Source organism: Pseudoalteromonas sp. SG43-6 (genome assembly GCF_014164365.1).
Lineage (GTDB): Bacteria > Pseudomonadota > Gammaproteobacteria > Enterobacterales > Alteromonadaceae > Pseudoalteromonas > Pseudoalteromonas rhizosphaerae.
On the sequence record NZ_JACJEZ010000230.1, the window covers coordinates 1 to 247 of the forward strand.

The following is a 247-nucleotide window of genomic DNA, read 5'->3' on the forward strand; positions in this document are numbered from 1 at the left end:
GCAGCATTGAATAATGCTATTAAGCGTCAACAGCCGGTTCTTAATCAACTGATGTTTCATTCCGATCAGGGGTGTCAGTATTCTGCGGCCTCGTTTAGAGCTCGGTTATCACAACTAACTATAACGCAAAGTATGAGTCGTCGAGGTAATTGTTGGGATAATGCAGTAATGGAGCGATTTTTTAGAAGTTTAAAAACAGAGCGACTGAATCGCCTGTCATTTATAAATCATCATTCAGTTATAAGTG

Annotated in this window: 1 protein-coding gene; it reads left to right on the forward strand. The window is 39.7% G+C overall.

Going from position 1 to position 247, the window contains the following annotated elements; translation table 11 throughout:
• The coding region (locus tag H5201_RS22890) for a DDE-type integrase/transposase/recombinase (RefSeq protein ID WP_182785481.1) at positions 1-247 on the forward strand (247 nt) is incomplete at both ends.